General features: G+C 48.7%; 11 protein-coding genes. 10 read left to right on the forward strand and 1 reads right to left on the reverse strand.

From position 1 onward, the window contains the following. The first annotated feature begins 45 nt into the window (after positions 1-45). The 8 genes from ACT89M_RS04910 (at position 46) to ACT89M_RS04945 (ending at position 14,806) form a co-directional block, all read left to right on the forward strand. Complete coding sequence (locus tag ACT89M_RS04910; protein WP_154891187.1) at positions 46-1,401, forward strand: diaminobutyrate--2-oxoglutarate transaminase; 1,356 nt, start codon at positions 46-48, stop codon at positions 1,399-1,401. Further along, positions 1,395-2,849 (forward strand): MFS transporter, encoded by a 1,455-nt coding sequence (locus ACT89M_RS04915; RefSeq protein WP_253496984.1) that lies wholly within the window; start codon positions 1,395-1,397, stop codon positions 2,847-2,849. Before ACT89M_RS04910 ends, ACT89M_RS04915 begins: the two co-directional genes overlap by 7 nt. Then, the gene (locus ACT89M_RS04920; protein ID WP_487345007.1) at positions 2,806-4,539 is read left to right on the forward strand and encodes an IucA/IucC family protein; all 1,734 of its coding nucleotides are present in this window, start codon (positions 2,806-2,808) and stop codon (positions 4,537-4,539) included. Before ACT89M_RS04915 ends, ACT89M_RS04920 begins: the two co-directional genes overlap by 44 nt. Beyond that, positions 4,514-6,538 (forward strand): IucA/IucC family protein, encoded by a 2,025-nt coding sequence (locus ACT89M_RS04925; protein ID WP_487345008.1) that lies wholly within the window; start codon positions 4,514-4,516, stop codon positions 6,536-6,538. The genes ACT89M_RS04920 and ACT89M_RS04925 overlap by 26 nt, the downstream gene beginning before the upstream one ends. Beyond that, entirely contained in the window at positions 6,535-7,311 is a 777-nt protein-coding gene (locus ACT89M_RS04930) for an HpcH/HpaI aldolase family protein (protein ID WP_487345009.1), read from the forward strand. The genes ACT89M_RS04925 and ACT89M_RS04930 overlap by 4 nt, the downstream gene beginning before the upstream one ends. Then, positions 7,308-8,570: a type III PLP-dependent enzyme gene (locus tag ACT89M_RS04935; protein WP_487345010.1), complete on the forward strand. Its 1,263-nt coding sequence runs from the start codon at positions 7,308-7,310 to the stop codon at positions 8,568-8,570. The genes ACT89M_RS04930 and ACT89M_RS04935 overlap by 4 nt, the downstream gene beginning before the upstream one ends. After that, a complete protein-coding gene (locus tag ACT89M_RS04940) occupies positions 8,530-10,521 on the forward strand; it encodes an IucA/IucC family protein (RefSeq protein ID WP_487345011.1) in 1,992 nt (663 codons plus the stop codon). Before ACT89M_RS04935 ends, ACT89M_RS04940 begins: the two co-directional genes overlap by 41 nt. 655 nt (positions 10,522-11,176) lie before the next feature. After that, positions 11,177-14,806, forward strand: a complete 3,630-nt coding sequence (locus tag ACT89M_RS04945; protein ID WP_487345012.1) for a glycoside hydrolase family 2 TIM barrel-domain containing protein — start codon at positions 11,177-11,179, stop codon at positions 14,804-14,806. Between the two features lie 238 nt (positions 14,807-15,044). On the opposite strand, the gene ACT89M_RS04950 is transcribed toward ACT89M_RS04945, so the two are convergent. Beyond that, on the reverse strand, positions 15,045-16,664 hold the full coding sequence (locus ACT89M_RS04950) for a stalk domain-containing protein (protein ID WP_487345013.1): 1,620 nt from the start codon (positions 16,662-16,664) through the stop codon (positions 15,045-15,047). 196 nt (positions 16,665-16,860) lie between these two features. On the opposite strand from ACT89M_RS04950, the gene ACT89M_RS04955 reads away from it, so the two are divergent. Then, on the forward strand, positions 16,861-17,355 hold the full coding sequence (locus ACT89M_RS04955) for a DUF4362 domain-containing protein (RefSeq protein WP_487345014.1): 495 nt from the start codon (positions 16,861-16,863) through the stop codon (positions 17,353-17,355). A gap of 174 nt (positions 17,356-17,529) precedes the next feature. Next, positions 17,530-18,984 carry a DUF2207 family protein gene (locus ACT89M_RS04960; RefSeq protein WP_487345015.1) on the forward strand — a complete coding sequence of 485 codons (1,455 nt, stop codon included), beginning with the start codon at positions 17,530-17,532 and terminating at the stop codon, positions 18,982-18,984. Positions 18,985-18,988 lie beyond the last annotated feature (4 nt).

An 18,988-nucleotide genomic window follows, 5' to 3' on the forward strand; every position in this document is an offset into this window, starting at 1 on the left:
ACAGGCAGTTGGGCCTGAATCGATGATAAGGGGCGTTAGAGAGTTATGTCAGTAGAGGTTCAGACGGAATACCTGAAGCTGCAGAACGAGAAGGAGTCCAACGCACGAGCGTACCCACGGCATTTCCCGCTCGTCATCAGCAAAGCTCAAGGCATCAAGATCACGGATACGGAAGGCCGTGAGTATTACGATTGTTTGGCAGGTGCGGGCACACTCGCGCTTGGACATAACCATGAATCAGTCGTAGGCGCTATTCGGGATGTTCTGGATCAGCAGATTCCATTACATACACTCGATTTGGCCACACCACTTAAGCTTTCGTTTATGCAAGAGATATTCTCTTTACTGCCCGAAGAGATGCGGAATACATCCAAAATTCAGTTCTGCGGCCCAACGGGAGCGGATGCGGTCGAAGCCGCAATTAAGCTGGTGAAGCATGCTACAGGCGGGAAGTCCATTCTGGCTTTCCAAGGTGGATATCACGGTTCAACCCAAGCGACGATGTCCATGAGCGGCAATTTGAGTAAAAAAGAAAACCTGCAAAGTCTCCTGCCGGATGTGCATTTCTTGCCATTTCCCTATGAATATCGTTGTCCGTTTGGTGTTGGTGAAGGCATGACTGCCCGATTAAGTGCACAGTATATCGAGAATGTACTGGATGATTGCGAGAGCGGAATAGCTGCACCGTGCGGAGTGATCGTAGAAACGGTACAGGGCGAGGGTGGAGCGATTCCTGCAGATATTGAGTGGCTGAAAGAGTTACGCCGAATCACTGCGGAACGAAATATTCCGCTCATTATTGACGAAGTGCAGACCGGCATTGCACGTACGGGGCGGATGTTTTCGTTTGAACATGCGGGCATTGTGCCTGATGTCATTATTTGCTCAAAAGCCGTAGGTGGCAGTCTTCCCATGTCGGTTGTGATCTATAAGGAGGAGCTGGATCAGTGGAAACCCGGTGCGCATACGGGCACATTTCGTGGCAATCAGCTGGCCATGGCAGCAGGTCTAGCCACGCTCCGTTATATTCGGGAGCAGAATGTGATGCAGAACGTGCATCTGCGTAGTGAGCAGTTCATGGCAAGGTTACAGGCGATGAAAAGCTGTTTTGCCGAAATTGGTGATGTTCGTGGCCGCGGGCTAATGATCGGTGTTGAAGTGGTTAACCCGCAAGGGGGTAAGGATCGTCTTGGACATTATCTACAGCATGGTGAACTAGCGTCCACTATACAGCAGCAATGTTTCCGTAATGGACTCATTGTGGAAGTTGGCGGACGTCATTCTGCGGTTGTGCGTTTCTTGCCGCCGCTGAATATTACGGAGAAGGAAGCAGGCGAGGTACTCGCGATCTTTGAGCAATCGGTATCGGAAGCCATTGCATTAACGGCAGCTTTATGCTGAGTGTATCGCTGCTTCGGCGGCATGCGGTTTTACTCGCCATTCTACTAGGAGCCTTCACACTTGTGCTTACCAACAGTGCCTTTAACCTGCTGCTTCCGTATTTTATCGAATATTATGACATTTCCGCCACGGCTGGGGGCTGGATCATTGCCCTGTATATGCTCGCCATGACATTAACGATGCCGCTGGCTTCCCTGGTCGTAGATCGGCTGGGGCGTAAGCAGACGTATATGCTCGGTATTTGCATCTATGGAGTATTTTCGGTGCTCGGAGCATTGCTCCATTCCTATATTGAAGTATTGCTACTTGTAAGGTTCATGCATGGTGTGGCAGCTGGCCTGATGATTCCTTTATCCCTTGTGTTGCTGTTCGATGTCTACGGCCCGGAGGTTCGAGGACGCATTACGGGTGCATGGGGACTGCTGCTGATGCTAGCTCCTGCGGCTGGACCGACCCTTGGCGGATTTATCATTCAGTATGGAAGGCTGGAGATGCTGTTCTGGTTGAATGTACCCTTGGCTGTTTTTTCATTGATCGGCTGTGGACGAGTGATTCAAGCCTACACACCTGCTCGCAGGAAAAAGTGGCATCCATCCAGTGTGATGCGGCTTGTTGGCGCAGTGGGTGCACTCAGTCTGGGCGTACAGGTGTACGCCAGCCCAGCAGTAGCTCCATGGATATCATGGACACTGATTGTGCTTGGCCTAGTGCTTCTTATTCGTTTTATCCAGGTTGAGAATGAACGTGATGAACCGCTGATCCGTTATTCGTTACTGCGGAGAAAAGGTGTATTTCCTCTTACGGTTCTGATCTCTACGATTCAGGATTGTGTCATGTTTGGCGTGATTTTTGCGCTTCCCCTGCTTTTTCAGGAGGTATTTCAGTTGTCACCGGCGCTTTCCGGTGCCTTGTTCATTCCGCTCTCGATCTCCACGAGTCTGTTCATGTGGATCGGAGGAAACTTGCTGGATCGCGGGAGGTCACTTCAGTTTATCGCTTGGGGCACATTGCTGGTATCGATCTCTATTCTGACGTTTGCCTTTCTGCCCATGGGGGCGTCCATATGGATCATCGGGGTGCTTATGGCGTGCCGGGGCATTGGCGTAGGACTGTCCGGTATGAGCATTTCTGCAATTGGGCTGCAGGCGTTACCTGAGGAAGACATGCATGAAGGATCGGTGCTGTCCACAACGATTGAACGACTGGCTTCATCGTTTGCAGTCATGGGCATGACGCTGTATTACGATATGCGCTGGCAATGGCTCGCCGGACATGGAAGATCGATTGAGTTAGCGAAATGGGGAGCCGTTAAAGAAATATGCGTAGGTCTTGGTTGTGCCATTCTGCTGACGTTACCTCTAGTCTTACTTATAACTCGAAAGAAGGTTGGCTTCATTGTTCAAAATGGAAAACAAACTCCGGTCCAAGGCGGAGCAACAGGCCGATGAGCATTCCTGCAAGTTGCTGCTGAACTGTTATATCCGTGAGCTTGGGCCGAAAAAAGCTGAACATATGCAGCTTAACCCGGATACGCTGACGTATACGATTGCTTTTCCAACCAGCCGTGTAAGCGTGATGGGGTTGCTATCTTACTACTCGGCGATGGGGGAGCATGAATATCTCAGCATGAACTGGAATGGACAAGCCGTGCATAGCCGGGATCTGGTACGCTGGATCGCTTCTGAAATTAGTGGAGATCAAGGTGGGGGAGCCGAACGCGTTCGTGAATTTACTCAAAAAGTGGAGAACAGTGTGGCTAACATGACCTTGTACATTGAGCAGGCGTCCGATCTTGAGATATATGACTATATTACCTCTGAACAATCCCTGCTGTACGGTCACCCGTTTCATCCTTTTCCCAAAAACTCCAGAGGTTTCACTGCCACGGATGTACAGCGATACAGTCCAGAACTTCGAACCTCTTTTCAGCTCTGTTACATCGCCGTAAGGCAGGATGTGTATACAAAGGAATGGGTACAACATGCGGACAAAATGGATCTGCATCAGCTTCTGGGAAGCCATGAATGGTCTGTCTCCAAAGAAAAGCTGGCCATGTATGGGATTGTGCCAATCCATCCGTGGCAGTATGCGTATATCTCCGGTCTGGACGAGGTGCAGTCCTACATCGTTGAAGAAAAGATATTGTTGCTCGGCCAGGCAGGGCCTCTTGCCTATCCGACTTCTTCCGTACGTACAGTATACATTCCGGACTGGAACTGCAACATCAAGCTGTCGCTGCATATGCAGATTACGAATATGATTCGCACCAATAGTGCCGAGCAGATGCGGCGGACACTGGATGCGTCCAATTATGTGTGGCAACAGGGCTGTTTCGAAGCGGAGCCTTGTACCCATATCGCATATGAGACAGGTGTAGCGACATGTAAGTTTGAGGACGAAGAACTTACCCGATTATTCACCGTTGCTTATCGTCCGATTGAGTTCGACGCTGCGAGTACCTATGTATTGTCCAGTCTGGTGGAGTCGCCATTGCCAGGAGCACCATCCCGCTTAGTGACCATGCTGTGTGGTAGACAGGATGATGCCGATGTCGTTGATCGTGACAAGGTAGAGCAATGGTTGTCACGATACTTGGACTGTTCACTGTTGCCGCTTGTGCGGGCGGCCGGAGAGAAAGGCATTCATTTTGAAGCCCATTTGCAGAATACGTTGGTGACGCTGGAGCAGGGCATGCCGGTTGCTTTTATCGTACGTGATCTGGAAGGGGTCAGTGTAGATGAGCAGCTAGTGGATGGATGGCAGCGGCATGAGCAAAGGGAGATTCTAAGTTCAGAAGTGTCTGAGCTGTTACGTTATTCGCGTGAGAAGGCATGGGCGCGAACCTCGTATTATTTTATCGTGAACCATCTGGGTTCGTTAATTCATGTATTGGCTCGGGATGTGAACGTATCGGAGGAATACTTCTGGATGCAGGTACGTGAGATGCTTGAGAAAGAATTAGCACGAACAGGTAACGCTTATGTAGAGCATTTGCTGACGGCAGACGCTTTTCTAGCCAAACAAAATCTGGTGAGTTGTCTCACGGGCATTAGTCAAACTCCGGCTTATGTGCCGGTAGGTAACGTCATGAAACGTTTAGGGAGTGAAGCACGTGAGATTCGTGGAAATCAGCAATGAGGCAGAAGAGAAGAAGGAAAGTAAACCAGCAGAAATGTTAAAAACAGAGACAACTGAAATAAGCGGAACAAGTGGAACAAATAAGATTAACAGCACGAGTGAACGAAGCGGAAAAAAAGAACAAAACGAACAAAACGAACCTAATGAATCACACGAATCACCCCAATCAAATGAATCACATCAACCAAACATAGCGGGTAAAGGACGTAGAATGCCAAATGACAACGCAGTCCCTGTGTACGTGGAAGTTCAGGAAAGGATCATACGCCAGGCGCTGGAAGCGATGTGGTTCGAAGACATCTTGGATCGTCAGGTGAGCGGGAGTGAGTGGTCGACCTGCGGTGTTACTGCAACTGGTGAATCCGTGGTGTATTCGTGTGACGCAGAGCAGAAGTTTTCGTTTGCACGGGTGAAGGTGAAGGCCGGGTCGATCAAGCGCGAAGGCGTGGTCTGCACGGATCTGGATGTGTTTTTGGAAGAGATGGTGCTGAATCGTTTGCAGGGTGCGAAACTGACGGCATTTGTTCAGGAATTGCAAGAAACGATGGCTAAAGACAGTCAGTGCCGGGCTTTGTTGCCTCTTCGCATTCCGGCAGGGGATCGTCACTACGATGCGCTGGAAAGTCACATGACTGATGGCCATCTGTATCATCCAAGCTACAAGTCCAGGTTAGGATTCTCGCTGAAAGACAATCTAGCCTATGGCCCCGAGTTCAATGCCGACGTTCCACTCATTTGGGTTGCGGTGAGAAAAGAATTGGCTCAAGCGGCTACATCCGATGGATACGAAATGGCAGCACTGCTGGAACAGCATCTGACCAAGGAAGATTTGCAGCAATTTCGTCAGGTGATTTCGGACAAAACGGCTTCCTTACATATGGATGCTTACGTATTCATTCCGATTCATCCGTGGCAGTGGGAGCACGCGATCGAATCCATATTTGCCAAACAACTAATGGATGGAGACATCATATATCTGGGGGCTTCGGCCTCAGCCTATCGTGCGCAACAATCCATTCGTTCCCTCTCTAATCGGGAAAATCCAGAAGCACCTTACATCAAGCTGGCTTTAAGTATTACGAACACATCTAGCACACGTATCCTCGCCCAACATACGACGCAAAACGCCCCCCTGATTAGTGACTGGCTGGATCAACTGGTGCGCGAGGATGAAGTGTTACAGCGGGAGCAGTTTGCCATTTTAAAAGAAATCATGGGTCTGTCGTTCCGTTATGAACAATTACCTGTTACGCAGTACGGCCGTGCTTACGGCACCCTGGGGGCGATCTGGCGGGAGAATGTATCCGTTCACCTGAATGAGGGCGAGACGGCTTGGCCACTGAATGCTCTTATGCTGGTGCAACGAGACGGGGTTCCTTATATCCAGGAGGCGATCGAGCGACATGGGGTTCAGCCATGGGCAGAGGCCTTGGTGCGTACACTTACACTGCCTGTTATCCATCTTTTGTATGCGCACGGAATTGCGTTTGAATGCCATGCCCAGAATATCATTTTGGTGTTGGAAAATGAGTTGCCGAAACGCATCATCCTGAAAGATTTACATGATGGCGTTCGTTATGTCCCGGATCAGCTACTACACCCGGAACGTGCACCGAAGCTGCATCCTGAACCGGAAACTCATCGCAAATTCAATCGATATTCGTTCATCTATGCCGGAGATGTGTCGGAGGTACGTGACTATACGTACGATGCGTTCTTTTTTATCTGCATGACGGATATTGCGCTGTCGCTGGAGCCATACGGTTTGTCCGAAGAAGCCTTTTGGCAACTGTGTGCCGGAGTGATTATGGGTTATCAGCAGCAGCATCCCGAGTATGCCGAGCGGTTTGACATGTTTGATCTTTTGGCAGAGGATGCCCTGATTGAAGAGATGACGAAACGGCGTTTGTATGGGGATGGGGAGTTATATTTCCGCAAAACAAACAATCCACTCCGGTTGGCAAAGGATATGCTTGAACAGAAGGCAACAAAGCGATGAGGAAAAATACACTTCAGGAAAAGATTGCTTGCAAACAGCAGGTATTTGGCCTATTTGTATCGATTCCGCACCCGATCGTCATCGAGATGATTGGTCATGCCAATTATGATTTTGTCATCATTGATCTGGAGCATACGGCAACGTCGATAGAATCGGTAGAAGAGATGATAAGAGCCGCCGAACTGGTGGGCATCACACCTCTTGTGCGGATTGCTAAGGTCGAGCGCACGGAAATTTTGAGGGTGCTCGACTGCGGGGCACAGGGCATCGTGATTCCCCATGTGGAGACGCTCTCGCAAGTGAAGGAAGCCGCACATCATGCGTATTACCATCCATTGGGCATGCGTAGTCTGAACAGCGGACGTCCAGGTGTATTCGGTAAATTCCCGCTAACGGAATACATTACGGAAGCCAACTCGCAGGTGATGATCGTGCCGATGATTGAAAGTGTGAAAGGGGTACGTCAGAGCTCGGAGATTTTATCTCATCCGCAGGTGAGCTTTGTGCTGGAAGGTGCAGCGGACTTATCACAATCACTTGGTGTGCCTTGGCAGACCAACCACCCGGATGTGAGAGAAGCATTAGGCGTATTGTACGAGAACGCGCAACAATTCGGCGTACCTTATGCAACAGTCACAAGAAGCATCGAAGATATGGCGGTATGGCGTGAGCGTGGTGTGCACATCTATGTGCTTGGAGATGATCGGAATACGGCATTTCGGGCCTACGCCCAAAAGCGGAATGACTATGGAAGTGCAGGTGGACAGTTATGAAAACCAGTGTACAGCAAGCCTTAGATGCGATTCAACGCGAAAAGAATGAGCCGATCTGTGCGTACATTTACGATCTGGCAGGTATTCAGGAGCAGGTACGCGGTATGTTGCAAACGATGCCATGGAATACGAAGTTATTTTATGCTATCAAAGCCAATCCCGATCCACGCATTATTGAAGCGCTACTTCCATTGATGAAGGGTTTCGAGGTGGCATCTATTGGCGAGCTGCTCAAGGTTCGGGCGGTGAGCCAGGAAGTTCCAATCCTGTTTGGCGGCCCGGGTAAGAAGGAGAGCGAGCTGAAGCTGGCGATCGAGCATAACGTGAGTTATATCCATGTAGAGAGCCTGCTGGAGTTGCGCCGTATCATTGCGATTGCCAAAGAGAGGGGGCAACAGAAGCCCGAGGTGCGTGTGTTGCTCCGCATCAACTTGCGAAGTAACACCTTGCCACAGACCAAAATTGTCATGGGCGGTGGCCCTAGTCCTTTTGGTATTGATGAAGATTCGGTGGACGAAGCGATTGAACTGATTCGTGTGGAAGGCGCGGGTTCAGTTCGGTTATGCGGATTCCATTTCCACTCCCTGTCGAACAATATGGACGCCAGACTGCATGCCGAGATGATCGAGCTATATTTGCAAAAGGTGGAGCGTTGGCAACAGCAATATAACTTGCAGGTGGACGTGGTCAATGCAGGCGGAGGCTTTGGTGTGACATATGACGGGAGTCCGGGCTTTGACTGGTCGTTGTTTACCACGCTTTTGCAGCAGAGTGAAGCTAGAAATCGTCTGGCTACCCGAGGTGGAGAGTTGTTTTTTGAATCAGGTCGCTTGTTAGTGGCAGATCACGGTTATTATGCAACCGAGGTAACGGATATTAAACGTTCGCACGGACAGATGTTTGTCATTTTAAGGGGAGGTACACATCATCATCGGCTGCCTGCGTCATGGGGACATAATCATCCCTTCCACATTGTATATACGGATCGATGGAAGCATGAGTTTACAAGACCCGAGGTGCGGAGAGAGCGAGCCCATATTGTAGGTGAATTATGTACGCCGAAGGATCGGATGCACTCCGATGCAGAGATTGACTGTTTAAGAGTCGGCGATGTGATTGTGTTCGAAAAATCCGGTGCGTACGCCTGGACGATCTCGCATCATGATTTTCTGGGGCATCCGCACCCGGCATTCCACTATTTGATGGAGGGTGATGAACATGTCAACGTTAATGCAACGTTCCAGTCGGCAAACTGCTGAACAGCAGGTGATGTCCGATCTGATGAATAGCCTGCTCGCTGAGCAGTTACTTCCACTGCAAGGTCACCGTTTTGTTGATTTTGCTACTGCACCTGCACAGCTTCGACAGTTATATCAGCGGTTTGCTCAATGGGAAAAGGGTAGCGCGAAGAAACATGTACATGGTCACATTGTCGATGAGCAGAACAAGAGTGGGTATAACTCCAATGAGTATAACTTTACGCTGGATAATTTCAGTGAGAGTAACTCTACTGAGGATCACGCTAGTGCTCAGGATATGTCCGTTGTTACGCCGCCTTTCAGTCTGGGTTTGCATACCGCAGGAGTACTTTGTCTGGTTGAAAACGGAGTAAGGCAAGGCATTCAGTGGGTTCAGGGAACACCGATCTATCAGCAACATTCGGATGGAAGCTGGACGATGCTGGGTACTCCGGCGGCCGTGGGGCGTGCGGTGTTGAAACGGGCGTTATCCGAAGATGAATTTAAGCAGCCGGGTGTGGCAGATTTTCTGGCAAGTTTGGACCTAGCTGTAGAACAGTACGAACTTGGCTGGGATCAGGTTCAGACGTTGTCTGCTTACCGTCCGAAGTCTGCATATGAATGGTTTGTGAAAAGTGAGCGCATTGCTGCGCTCCGGGATCGCCCGTTCCATCCGACTTCCAAAGCAAAGATTGGATTCAGCGCCGAGGATGTTAAGACATACGCAGCTGAGTTCGGGAAAGTAATCCGGCTGCGCTGGGTAGCGATCAAGCGGGATGCTGTGCAACAGGGTTGTGAAGACGGCTTGTCGATTCTGGATATGTTGTATGATGCTCAGCGAGAGGAAGTGCAGGCTGAATGCTCTCGCAGAGGTTTGTCGCTGGATGAGTACTTGCCTATGCCCGTGCATCCTTGGCAGCTGGAACACATCATTTTGCCGCGATTTACGAAAGAAATCGTAGAAGGCAGCATTGTGGTGCTGGATGTGCAGATCGGAGATGTATTTGCTACGTCATCTCTGCGGTCTATGGCTCAAACGGCTGAGTCTGCACTTATGCTCAAGTTGCCCGTTAGTGTGCTGTCGCTCGGTGCCGCGCGATATCTTCCGGTTGTTAAGCTGCTGAATGGACTTGTGGGAGAGAAGATGTTAAGGCAGGCAGTGGCTTGTGACGAGACATTGAAAGAGAAAGTGTACATGTGTGAGGAACAGAACTGGTGGGGTTTCATGCCGGAGTCCATGGGATTGTTCGACGATCACCCGCGGCATCTGGCAGCACAGATTCGTGTCTATCCCGCCGAACTGCTGGATGATGCCTACAAAATTGTGCCGATGGCTGCACTCGGCGTAAATCTGGATGGGCACCATCTGCTCACCGAAATCATGGGCAGGAATCTGAGTGTAGAAGATGTTCTGGAGTTCTACAATCGAATTGCGACTACATTCTATGATATCGTGATGCGTTTGTTCAAGGTGGGGGTTGTACCGGAGATTCATGGTCAGAACTGCTGTCTGGTGTTAGAGCATAATCAGGTGAAGGGACTATTATTCCGGGATCATGACTCTGTGCGTTTGCATCAACTGTATCTGGACAAGCACGGAATTGCCGATCCGGGATATCATATTCGTCCGGGTTATTCGAACAGTCTCTATAATGAGACGATCCAGAAGCTGGTTTTTTATGTGCAGTCCCTTGGGACGCAGGTGAATCTGGCTGCGATCATGGAGGCGATGAGCGAAGTGTACAACATCCCGGAAACGAAGTTTTGGGAGATCACGGAGCAAGCCTGGCGGGAAGCGTTGCACGAGGTGCAGCTTCCCGAGACGGATCGGTCCACGCTGGAGCGCGTGATCTTCGAGAGCGAGGCGTGGCCTGTGAAGTTAGTTGTCCGTCCGCTGCTTGAGGCGGACGGTGTGCCAGGTGCGATGCCATCGGGCAAAGGCCAAGGGTGGAACCCTTTTTACAAGGCATAGGATGGGGTGGGGAGTGTTTCTCCGATACCTTAACAACGCTAACGATCTCAGATGAGCTTATTGGAGTGATATAGGGTCCTCTGGAATTCTAACGATCACCAGGGAGCTTATTTCGCAAAAAACATAGGTTTATCGCCTGTTTTCGCTTCCTTTTCTCAAAATAGGGTTCCCTGTGATCGTTAGAAAATAAAACGGTGTGATTCTGCCCAAATAGCGTCTCTGGTGATCGTTAGAAAAAGGGACAGGTGGTAAGGGGATTGATTTAAGTTAGTGAGGCTTAATTAGAGAGATAATACGGGGAGTGTAAAACAGAATTTTAACTGATATCAGCCATTTAGAGGTGGCCCGTGCGCGGGTTGCCTTCTTTTTTTGCCTTTTTTTGATGTTGTTTTCGTCGTAGATCGTGAGATTATATTAGGGTAGCATGCGATAAAAGATCGACGTAAAGAATGAAGGCGAGTTATGAAAACGTTCACTTTTTGTTTGATTATTTAGATTAAATTACGTTACAAAGATGAGAGAAATGGTATAATTGTTGCATTGTTAACTAGCAAAAAGTATTTTTTATCATTTCACGAAAAGGTTTTCGATTATAAAGCGGAATTAGGCTGTTTAACGTAATAAACTATTCAACCAGAAGAGAGTGAGAGATGGCATGAATGCGAAGAGACTTTTTAATAACGGATGGCAATTTGCCAAAAGTGATTTAAGCGTTACAAAGCGGACGGAGTCTAATACAGATACTGATCTTACTAAAGATGCGGATTCTACTGAGCAAACTAATCTCAATGAGCCAACGGATCGGTTTGACCCTATTGATCTGACTGAGCTTTCCTTCGAGGCGGTTGAGCTCCCTCACGATTGGCTGATCTACAATACGCTGGATTTATATGAGAACAGTATTGGGTGGTATCGCAAGACGTTTGAATATACGAAGGATGAGCAACAGGTGATTCTGTGTTTCGACGGGGTATACATGGATTCATCCATATATGTGAATGGGCAGTTTGTTGGGGAGTGGAAGTATGGTTACTCTGCGTTTGAGCACGAAATTACGAATGCGTTGTTGGACGGGGTTAACGAAATTTTGGTCAAAGTTGTGCATCAGAGTCCGAACAGCAGATGGTATTCCGGGGCGGGTATCTATCGTAATGTGTGGCTGAAAACGAGGAGTCGCAATCACATCGTAACGGACGGCATCTATGTTTCCATAGAGCAGCAACCCGATGGCTGGAAGGTGGAGGTAGATACAGAGCTGTGTCTGGAACAGAATCAGCGTGCGCAGTTGGTGCATACGATTCTGTACAACGGTGAAGTCATTGCATCCTCTCAGGCGGAGATGGTGGCGAGCGCTATAGATGAAGGTGTTGAAGCACATGAACATCCAATTCAGTTTACAAACAGCCAGCAGCTTAACGTCCTTAATCCCAACTTATGGAGCCCGGATAAACCCCATTTATATGATCTCGTAACAGAACTACGTCTGATCTCGGGAGAGCAACATGAGGAGCTTATCGAGTCTGTTCCACAGCGGATCGGGTTCAAACAGGTCAGACTGGATGCCAGCGAAGGATTCTATCTCAACGCTGTCAAAATGAAATTGAACGGTGTCTGCGAACACCATGATCTCGGTGCATTAGGGTCTGCGTTTAATGTGACAGCGCTGAGAAGAAGGTTTGTTTTGCTGAAAAAGATGGGAGTCAACGCGATTCGAACCGCGCATAACATGCCGGCGAAAGAGTTCATGGAACTGGCTGATGAGATGGGCATGCTGGTGGTGTCCGAAGCATTTGATATGTGGGAACGGGCGAAGACGCCGTATGACTATGCCAGGTTTTTCAAGGAGTGGGCACATGGCGACGTAAGAAGTTGGGTGAGACGTGATCGGAATCACGTCAGTCTGATCATGTGGAGCATCGGGAACGAAATCTATGATACCCATGCGGATGAGCGTGGGCAGGAAGTGACGCGCATGCTGATGGAGTATGTGCAGGAATTTGATCCGAAAGGAAACGCACGGGTGACGATTGGTTCGAACTACATGCCTTGGGAAAATGCCCAGAAATGTGCGGATATCGTGAAGCTCGCTGGCTATAACTATGCGGAAAAATATTATGACCAGCATCATGCCGAACATCCGGACTGGATTATCTATGGTAGTGAGACCTCTTCAGTTGTGCAAAGTCGGGGCATTTATCACTTCCCATATGAACAACCTGTTCTGGACGATGATGACGAGCAGTGCTCGGCACTTGGAAACAGCACGACCAGCTGGGGAGCGAAATCGCCGGAGTATTGCATCATCGCTGAGCGCGATCATCCGTTTTCCTTGGGGCAATTCCTTTGGACAGGATTCGATTACATTGGCGAACCGACGCCGTATCATACGAAAAATTCGTATTTTGGACAGCTGGACACAGCCACGTTCCGGAAAGACTCGTATTACATCTATCAAGCTGCCTGGACGGATTATAAAAAAAGTCCAATGGTGCATATCTTCCCTTACTGGGATTTTAGCCCTGGTCAGATCATTGATGTACGTGTATGCAGCAACGCACCCAAAATTGAGCTGCAGCTCAACGGTGAAACCATCGGCACGTATGATATCGACCATGCTCATGGAACCCAGTTGTCCGGCTGGTGGAAAGTGCCGTTTGAAGAAGGTGAGCTGAAAGCTATCGCATACGATGAGCATGGTACGGTGATTGCTACCGATGTACAGCGTTCTTTTACCGATGCGAAGAAAGTGTGCCTGTCGACAGATCGACAGGAGTTGCAGGCTAACGGAAAAGACCTCGTTTATGTAGAGATTACAGTGGAAGACGAATCAGGCCATCCGGTGCACAATGCCAATAATCGTGTGCAGGTGAAGGTGTCCGGTGCGGGACGTTTGCTCGGTCTGGATAACGGGGATAGCACGGACTATGACCCGTATAAAGGTATTAGTAGAAGACTTTTCAGTGGTAAGCTGATGGCGATTATTGGATCGACGAATGAGGCAGGAACAATCCAGGTCGAAGTGTCTTCGGAAGGATTAGAAGGAGCAACAACTACAATCGAATCTATAGTAGCGGATGAGGGGCGAGAACCCATAACAGCGGATGCGAAACCTGTCTTCATGAAAAATGAAGAGCATCCTGTACTGACGGGCAACGCTCAGGAGATCCCTTTGCGGAAAATTGAAATCATCAGTGAATCAGGACAGATCCTTGATGCCTCTAACCCGGAAGTGATGGTTACAGCCAAACTGTACCCGGAGAATACTTCCTATCGGGGTGTGCAATGGTCTGTTGTAAACGATGCTGGCATCGTGTCCAATATTGCCAAGGTGGAAGTGATTACTTCTGGAATGGGCGACGAGCCAGGTTCACAGAGTATAGACGTAGACGAGAAAAGGCACAGGGTCAGAGTATCAGCTATGGGCGACGGGGCGTTCCGCCTGCGTGCAACCAGCAACAATGGTACAGACAAACCCAAGCTCATCTCCCAACTGGAGTTCAAGGCAGAAGGTTTGGGTACAGCCTACAAAGATCCGTATGGATTTATCTCAGGTGGCCTGTATGACTGTACCAAAGGTGATGTGGGCAACGGTAATGAACGTGGCGTAGCTACCAGCAGGGACAGCGAAACTCATGTGGGCTTCCGCAATATCGACTTCGGCCCATACGGCTCGGATACGATCACCATTCCCATTTTTGCGCTGTCGAGTGAAACGTATTTCCTTCAAATCTGGGAAGGCATGCCGGGTGAAGAGGGCAGTGTGATGATTGCCGATGTCGTGTACGACAAGGAATCGATATGGAATGTATACCAGGAGGAGACGTACCGTCTATCCAAACGGCTCAGCGGTATTACGTCGATCTGCTTTGTGCTGAAACAGAAGATTCATATTAAGGGCTTCTCGTTTGAACGCCAAAGCAGGGCTTTTGAAACCAATGCAGCTGCGTCTTGCGATCATCTGTACGGAGATACGTTCACGATTGAGGACGACCGTGTGGCAGGCATCGGGAATAACGTTTCGCTGGAGTTTGATCAGATGAATTTCACAACTGAAGGTACGTCAAAACTAGTGATCTATGGCGCTTCAGCGATAGATAAAAATACGATTCATATTCGCTTCTCGGGTGCAGACGGGCAGAATAACCAACTGGTGGAGTTTACTCAATCCAAAGGGTACGAGGAACGGACATTTGAATTAGAACCGGTATACGGGGAGCAAAAGGTAACTTTTATTTTTCTGCCCGGAAGTCAATTTGACTTTGGCTGGTTCCGGTTCGAGAAGTAAATAAGGAAGAGCAAACATACACCTAAGTACACATGCACAAGGAAACGTAAGAAAAATAAAAGTATATAACAGAAACCGTCTCTTGCATAAATAGTTACAAAAATCCTCCTGAAATCTTAGATACTGCTTCCTAACAGCCACTGATTTCAGGAGGATTTTTTCAGTTTGTGTATGCGTAGCTTTCTAAGCGTTTTACAAGTGTTAACTTATGTGCCCAATGAGCAGGAATTCCCCTATCCTATTTCACTTCATCAATCGTTACTTTGGCGGTGTTGCTATCCCAGGTTACGTTCAGCCCAAGCCCCTGCAACATGTCATAAGGTGCTGTGGTAGCTCCAGAGTAGTTACCAATGGGTTCACGTAGCGATATAACCTGTTCTTCCTGCGGGTCAAGCTTACTTAAGGTGGATACCGTGTATTGCAGTTCATTGGGTTTAATCGTAATGATCCGATCGTTATATTTTAATGTATAGTGACTTATTAATCCTTCTGCGGTATGCACCTCAAATGTTGCTCCAAGTGTTAACGCAATCGTTTTGATCGGAAGTTGAAGTGTTTCGCTTGTTTCTACTGCAGGATATACGGATTGTAGTAACTTGCCGTTCACATAGATATCTGTACCTAACTTAGCTTGAACAGGGATGTACACCATGCCTCCCGAAGATGTGGCCGGCGCACCTGCCTCCTGATATTTGTCACCACCCCATCCCCAGACGTTTCCATCGGAGGAAAGTGCAAGACTATGGTAGTACCCGGCAGACACACCTTTGATATCTGATAACTGCTTTATTTTCCCTTGTTTGCCCGTTACGGTGTTTCCGAAGCTGTATACCTCGCCTTTTGTAGTCACCAGAAGTACATAATTGGAGCTTGCATCCAACGTTTTCACTTTAAGTTCGTGGTGGTATGGAATCCGTTTTCCTTGCACATCCATTCTCCAGACTCTACCTTTCGAATCGAGCGCCATCAGTTGCCCGCCTTTACTCGTGATGAACGTGATATTGGTGAGGCCTTTGACTGGCTTTGCTTTGGAAGGGGGACTGCCCGCTTTATCCGCTTCTTTCCATGTCCAGACAGAACCGTCTTTTTTTAGCGCATATCCATCGTAACCAGATAGCGTGGTTTGCACGACATTTTTCAAACCGCTGATTCGGTGCAGGGTAGGCTTCTTCCCAGCCTCCTCGTTCATCGTGTTAGGAAGCTTCTGAGGTGGGGTCTGCCAGGATTGAACGGTACCATCCCGAAGGAGGGCTACACTCATGAAAGATCCTGCGGTAACATGTCTAGCATCGGTGATGCCAGGAACTTGACTGGGGGGTCTGCCATCTCCCCACTGCCACACGGTTCCGTCTGCTTGAACAGCTAAACTGTATCCCCCACCGGAGTTAGAGATTGCGGTGACAGTGGATAACTGCGGAATACGGACAGGGCTGAATGTATGGCGATACCTCACCGTGTCGCTGATTCCCAGCTCTCCTAACAGGTTTCGTCCCCATGTCCAGACAGAACCGTCACTTCTTAACGCCACCGTGTAATAGTACCCCCCTGCTACTTGAGTGTAGTGGAGCTCCTGAGCTGTATTGGAAGTTACAGAGGATTCGGGAGAGGAGCCTGAAGAGAAGGCCGAGACTGCTCGATCCGGAGCGCTCCCTGTGAAAGCCTGCTGGTCATTGGCTGCGTACGTAGTAGACACCGAAGGCAACGTAGCTATGAGCAAAGTAGAGACAACACCAGCTGAAACCAGAATTTTACCGAAGTGGCGAAGGGATGTACTTTGTTGCTTGCGGGCCGGATTGGCCAGCGAGGAAGAGGATGCTTTTTCTGTTGTTACATGATTAGCTTGATTATCGGAATACATAGGATCGCCTCTTTTGGAAGGATAATGGTAAAAATGGAAGTGCTGTTAAATAGACGTAAGAACTAGCATGAAGGTTACACGAATTGAAGAGATTTCACTAAAAAAGTTGCAGGGGATGTTGCAGAGTTTGGACACTCATTTTCAAAAAATGTAACCTATCCAGTCTTGGTCACGTTGTACATATGAGGTGATTGCAATGGGAAAATATTTTATTATGTTATGTTTGGCAGCTGTACTCGCAACAGGATGTAGTCCGGATGATCCGCAGCAGACTGTCGATCCGGTAGAGAAGAGAAGTCCTTTTCCTGCCATCGTCGAGCCGCATAACGGGGAGCAAGCAGAAGAAAGTGGAGATGTTGTCATTCTTTCGGGGGAGATGCGAAACCGAGATAAGTGGGAGTCTTTTATGCAAAATGTGAAAAAGAATCAACCGGATCATGTCCGGGTCACCATGTATACGATTGAAGGCGATCCCATCATCCATGAGCTAATCTATGACGGTACGCTGTTTCAATCCACCTATGATGCCACAAGAGATAAGTATGGCTCCAGAGAAGAGATCATGACGAATACTTGCAAGGGATTGGAACTGACCAAAATTGAGCGTGGAGAATCAGTGTACGTTTTAACCGATTGTGAGAAGCAAAATGCTTTCTACCTTCCAAACATGCAGGAGGAAGAGAAGAGTTAAGAATTATGAAACATGAAGCATGAAGCATGAATGATGAATGTTTAAGAATGAACACTGAAAGGCGCAGCAATGAAAAAAGGGTGCTCTGGTGGGATTCTTTTGGGATATGAACAGGTTTATATAGAGTAGGGTAGATCGTCAAACTTTTATTTTTCCTATGAAAGGGGTCATCACATGAGAGATGTACTAACAGATTGGCAAGCTTCGTCTCAGTTCTATCATTCGGTTCTTGTCCAGAGACAGCTGGCCCCGATCTTGCAGGAGGTATGGTTGAAGCAGCTTATGGAAGGGATCATGTGGGTGCTTCTGGGTATCATTGTTGTTCAGTTACTGCTCTGGGTGAGGGCGCGCCTTAGCAAGGGATCTTTCACAGACGAAGAAGTGGAGCAAGCAGACCCACTGTTTCTGGCCTATTTGCGGAGCAAGGGGCAACTGAAGTTGAAGGACACGCAGGCGACCATGTTCCAGTTAATTCGTAAAGGCATATTGTCGATGCGAGTTGTGAAGACCAAAGGACGATATCGGAATGACCCGGGGGAAAGCAATCCTCAACTTAGACCCACAACAACATTGGAGTACAGTGTGGAATCCTCGGTTGCTAACAGTTCGCCGGATGAACAGGGTCTGCTGCAATGGCTATTCTCTACCTATGGTTTCGGTAAACAACGGCTGAGACTCGATGCTTTGGCTGGACCAAGCGAAGGGGAAAGTAAGCGGAGAGAAGCCATGAAGTACTACCAGCTTAAAGAAAAGGCGCTGAGCGAAGGCGTTCAGTCGTGGAAGAAACAAGTCGTAGAGACGAGAGACTGGGGACAGCTGATTCGAACACCGTTGCTTTTGCGATTGCTTGTCTATGTCATGTTTCCTATTCTGATGCTTCTGACAGGTATCGTGTGTTTTGTAGAGCGTGTGTCTGTGCCGGGCGTGATAGGTCTGGCAGTTACAATGGTGATCTGGTTCTTGGTTATTCGGAAAATTCATGTGCGTTTGCTCTATCAAGCGGCTTGTGTAGGATTAATGATCACCCTCACTGTGGCGATCAACGGCAATTCAGCGTTTACTTCATCGCTGTACAGTATGATTTTTCTGTCTATTTTTGTTCGTCTGTTCTTGCCTGCTAGAGAAGTGGCTCCGTCTGCGAGAGATTGGGAGGCCTCTATGCGTCACTGGCGTAAACGATACAGAAAGGGCATTCCAGTCGAGCGCCTGAGTGAGTCGCCAGAAGTGTTGGAACAGATCATTCAGACCGCTCTGGTGCTGGGCATTGGATCACGATGTGTACGCAAAACAGATTGGTCTGTGTTACAGCAACACCATGATCCGGAGCTCAGACGCCTTGCGGATCGTGAACCTGCATCAGATAACAGTGTACCTGGATCAACAACATTAAAACATACACCTCTATTGGTGCTAGCTTTGCATCTGCGAGGCATATTCAGGGCGATGTTTGCGGCAGAATTTCCGTTTGATCGCACCAATTATGTCTTCGCCACGATATTCCCTGATTCGGGTGGAAGCAGCGATCACACTTCGGTCAATACGGATAGCTACAGCGGGGGAGGTCATCATCACGGATCAGACAGCGGAGATTCTGGCGGAGGCGGGGACTCGGGCGGTGGTGGAGATTAATTAT

The sequence above is a fragment of the Paenibacillus sp. NN59 genome, assembly GCF_057597225.1.